Annotated in this window: 4 protein-coding genes; all 4 read right to left on the reverse strand. The window is 62.4% G+C overall.

The annotated features are described in order from the left end of the window. A partial coding sequence (gene trkA, locus D8U18_RS25000) for a Trk system potassium transporter TrkA (protein ID WP_131108794.1) occupies positions 1–1081 on the reverse strand: 1081 nt, incomplete at its 3' end. A 21-nt stretch (positions 1082–1102) separates the two neighbouring features. Beyond that, entirely contained in the window at positions 1103–2413 is a 1311-nt protein-coding gene (gene rsmB, locus D8U18_RS25005; RefSeq protein WP_131108796.1) for a 16S rRNA (cytosine(967)-C(5))-methyltransferase RsmB, read from the reverse strand. Further along, positions 2410–3369 carry a methionyl-tRNA formyltransferase gene (gene fmt / locus D8U18_RS25010; RefSeq protein ID WP_131108798.1) on the reverse strand — a complete coding sequence of 320 codons (960 nt, stop codon included), beginning with the start codon at positions 3367–3369 and terminating at the stop codon, positions 2410–2412. The genes rsmB and fmt overlap by 4 nt, the downstream gene beginning before the upstream one ends. Positions 3370–3438: 69 nt before the next feature. Beyond that, a partial coding sequence (gene def, locus D8U18_RS25015) for a peptide deformylase (protein ID WP_130930630.1) occupies positions 3439–3879 on the reverse strand: 441 nt, incomplete at its 5' end.

The following is a 3879-nucleotide window of genomic DNA, read 5'->3' on the forward strand; positions in this document are numbered from 1 at the left end:
GGGCCAGCAAGGTGCCGATGGTCGCCAGTTGCGGGCTGATGGCGATGTCGATGTCACCGCCCTGGATCAGGTCGACGTAGGCCGGGTTGTTGATGATGGTCATCACCTTCTTGGCGCCCAGACGCTTGGCCAGCAGCGACGACATGATGTTGGCCTCGTCGTCGTTGGTCAGCGCCAGGAACAGATCGGCGTCGGCGATGTTTTCTTCCATCAGCAGGTCGCGGTCCGAGGCGCTACCTTGCAAGACCACAGTACTGTCGAGGTGGTCCGAGAGATGACGGCAACGTGCCGGGTTCATCTCGATGATCTTCACTTGATAGCGGCTTTCGATGGCTTCGGCCAAGCGCTCGCCGATCTGACCGCCACCGGCGATGACGATGCGTTTGTAGGTCTCGTCGAGACGGCGCATTTCGCTCATCACGGCGCGAATGTTCGCCTTGGCGGCGATGAAAAACACCTCGTCGTCGGCCTCGATCACGGTGTCGCCCTGGGGCAGGATCGGCCGGTCGCGGCGGAAAATCGCGGCCACGCGGGTTTCGACGTTCGGCATGTGCTCACGCAACTGCCGCAATTGCTGGCCCACCAGCGGCCCACCGTAGTAAGCGCGGACGGCCACCAGTTGCGCCTTGCCTTCGGCGAAGTCGATCACCTGCAGGGCTCCGGGGTGCTGGATCAGGCGCTTGATGTAGTTGGTGACCACTTGTTCCGGGCTGATCAGCACATCCACCGGAATCGCTTCATTCTGGAACAGCTGCTCTTCGCGGGTCAGGTAGGCAGCCTCGCGCACCCGGGCGATCTTGGTCGGGGTGTGGAACAGCGTGTGGGCGACCTGGCAGGCGACCATGTTCGTTTCATCGCTGTTGGTCACGGCGACCAGCATGTCCGCATCATCGGCCCCGGCCTGGCGCAGCACGGTCGGGAATGAGCCGCGGCCCTGGACGGTGCGGATGTCCAGCCGGTCGCCGAGGTCGCGCAGGCGCTCACCGTCGGTATCGACCACCGTGATGTCGTTGGCCTCGCTGGCCAAGTGTTCCGCCAGCGAACCGCCGACCTGCCCTGCGCCGAGGATGATGATTTTCATCCAGTCACTCCCTTAAATCGGTTAACCGCGTGCGGCGGCGATCTTGATCAGCTTGGCGTAGTAGAAACCGTCGTGTCCGCCCTCTTGCGCCAGCAATTGGCGACCGTGGTGCTGCTTGATGCCGGCCGTGGTGGCCAGGTCCAGCTCACGGGCGCCCGGGGTGCGAGCGAGGAAGGCTTCGATGACTTCGGTGTTCTCGGTCGGCAATGTCGAGCACGTGGCGTAGAGCAGAATGCCGCCCACTTCCAACGTTATCCACATCGCGTCCAGCAGCTCGCCTTGCAGCACCGCGAGTGCGGCGATGTCGTCGGGTTGACGGGTCAACTTGATGTCCGGGTGACGACGAATCACTCCCGTGGCCGAGCAGGGGGCATCGAGCAGGATGCGCTGGAACGGCTTGCCATCCCACCACGCCTGGGTATCACGGCCATCGGCGGCAATCAGTTCGGCGCTGAGTTTCAGGCGTTCGAGGTTTTCACGCACGCGCACCAGCCGCTTGGCTTCAAGGTCGACCGCTACGACGCCGGCCAGCTTTGGCTCGGCTTCAAGGATGTGGCAAGTCTTGCCACCCGGTGCACAGCAGGCGTCGAGTACCCGTTGGCCCGGCGCCAGATCCAGCAGGTCGGCGGCCAGTTGCGCGGCTTCATCCTGCACGCTGATCCAGCCGTCGGCGAAACCCGGCAGGCTGCGCACGTCCGTGGCCGCTTCGAGCACGATGCCATCACGGCTGTAGACACACGGGGCGGCGGCGATACCCGCGTTGGTCAGCAAGCCGAGATACGCGTCGCGGCTGTGATGGCGACGATTGACCCGCAGAATCATTGGCGGATGCGCATTGTTCGCCGCGCAGATGGCTTCCCATTGTTCCGGCCAGAAGGCCTTCAGGGATTTTTGCAGCCAGCGCGGGTGAGCGGTGCGCACCACCGGGTCACGTTCCAGCTCGGCAAAAATCGTTTCGCTTTCGCGCTGGGCATTGCGCAGCACGGCGTTGAGCAAGGCCTTGGCCCAGGGTTTTTTCAGCTTGTCGGCGCAGCCAACGGTTTCGCCAATGGCGGCGTGGGCCGGGACGCGGGTGTAGAGCAGTTGATAGAGGCCGACCAGCAGCAGTGCTTCAACATCGGCGTCGGCAGCCTTGAACGGTTTCTGTAACAGCTTGGCCGCCAGTGCCGACAAGCGCGGTTGCCAGCGTGCGGTGCCGAAGGCCAGATCCTGAGTGAAGCCGCGATCACGGTCCTCGACCTTGTCCAGTTGCGTGGGTAGCGAGCTGTTGAGCGATGCTTTTCCGTTCAGGACAGCGGCAAGTGCCTTGGCGGCGGCCAGACGCGGATTCATTGAGCGTCCGCCGCTTGACCGAGAATTGTGCCAATGGCGAATTTCTCCCGACGGCTGTTGAACAAGTCGCTGAAATTCAGTGCCTTGCCACCGGGCAATTGCAGGCGCGTCAGGCACAGGGCCTGTTCACCACAAGCGACGACCAGGCCGTCCTTGCTGGCGCCAAGAATCTCCCCCGGCGTGCCCTTGCCTTCGGCCAGGTGTGCGGCCAGCACTTTCAAGGCTTCGCCATTCAAGGTGCTGTGGGTGATCGGCCAAGGGTTGAAGGCGCGGACCAGACGTTCCAGTTCAATCGCCGGGCGAGCCCAGTCGATGCGCGCTTCGTCTTTGTTCAATTTGTGTGCATAAGTGGCGAGGCTATCGTCCTGCACTTCGCCTTCCAGAGTACCGGCGGCAAGGCCGGCAATCGCCTGGACCACGGCCGGTGGACCCATTTCGGCCAGACGATCGTGGAGGCTGCCACCGGTGTCTTCGGCACTGATCGGCGTGGTGACCTTGAGTAGCATCGGCCCGGTATCGAGCCCGGCTTCCATGCGCATCACGGTCACGCCGCTTTCGGCATCACCGGCTTCGACGGCACGCTGGATCGGCGCTGCACCGCGCCAGCGCGGCAACAGCGAGGCATGGCTGTTGATGCAGCCCAGGCGCGGAATATCCAGCACCACTTGCGGCAGGATCAGGCCGTAGGCGACCACCACCATCAGGTCTGGCTTCAACGCGGCCAGTTCAGCCTGGGCCTCTTCGTTGCGCAGGGTTGGCGGTTGCAACACCGGGATGTGGTTTTCCAGTGCCAACTGCTTGACCGGGCTTGGCATCATTTTTTGCCCACGGCCTGCCGGGCGATCCGGCTGGGTGTAGACCGCGACGATCTCGTAAGGGCTGCTCAGCAGGGCCTTGAGGTGTTCGGCGGCGAATTCCGGGGTGCCGGCAAAGACAATGCGCAGTGGCTCAGTCATGAAAGCTCTCGATTACAAAGCAGCTTGAAAAGAAAAAGGCTTGCCGCAGCAAGCCTTTGAAGAGGGGCATCAGGCGTTCTGGCGATGGAGTTTTTCCAGCTTCTTCTTGATGCGGTCGCGTTTGAGCGTGGACAGGTAGTCGACGAACAATTTGCCGTTGAGGTGGTCGCATTCATGCTGGATGCACACAGCGAGCAAATCTTCGGCGATCAGTTCGTAAGGCTGACCGTCGCGGTCCAGCGCCTTGACCTTGACCCGTTGCGGGCGATCGACGTTTTCGTAGAAGCCCGGCACCGACAGACAGCCTTCCTGATACTGGCCCATGTCTTCGGTTAGCGGTTCGAGCTCGGGGTTGATGAACACTCGAGGCTCGGTTCGGTCTTCGGAAAGGTCCATCACGACGATACGTTTGTGCACGTTGACCTGGGTCGCGGCGAGGCCGATGCCTGGCGCTTCATACATTGTTTCAAACATGTCGTCGACCAACTGACGCACTTCGTCGTCCACTAC

It is taken from the genome of Pseudomonas sp. Sample_10 (assembly GCF_004321495.1).
Classification (GTDB): Bacteria; Pseudomonadota; Gammaproteobacteria; order Pseudomonadales; family Pseudomonadaceae; genus Aquipseudomonas.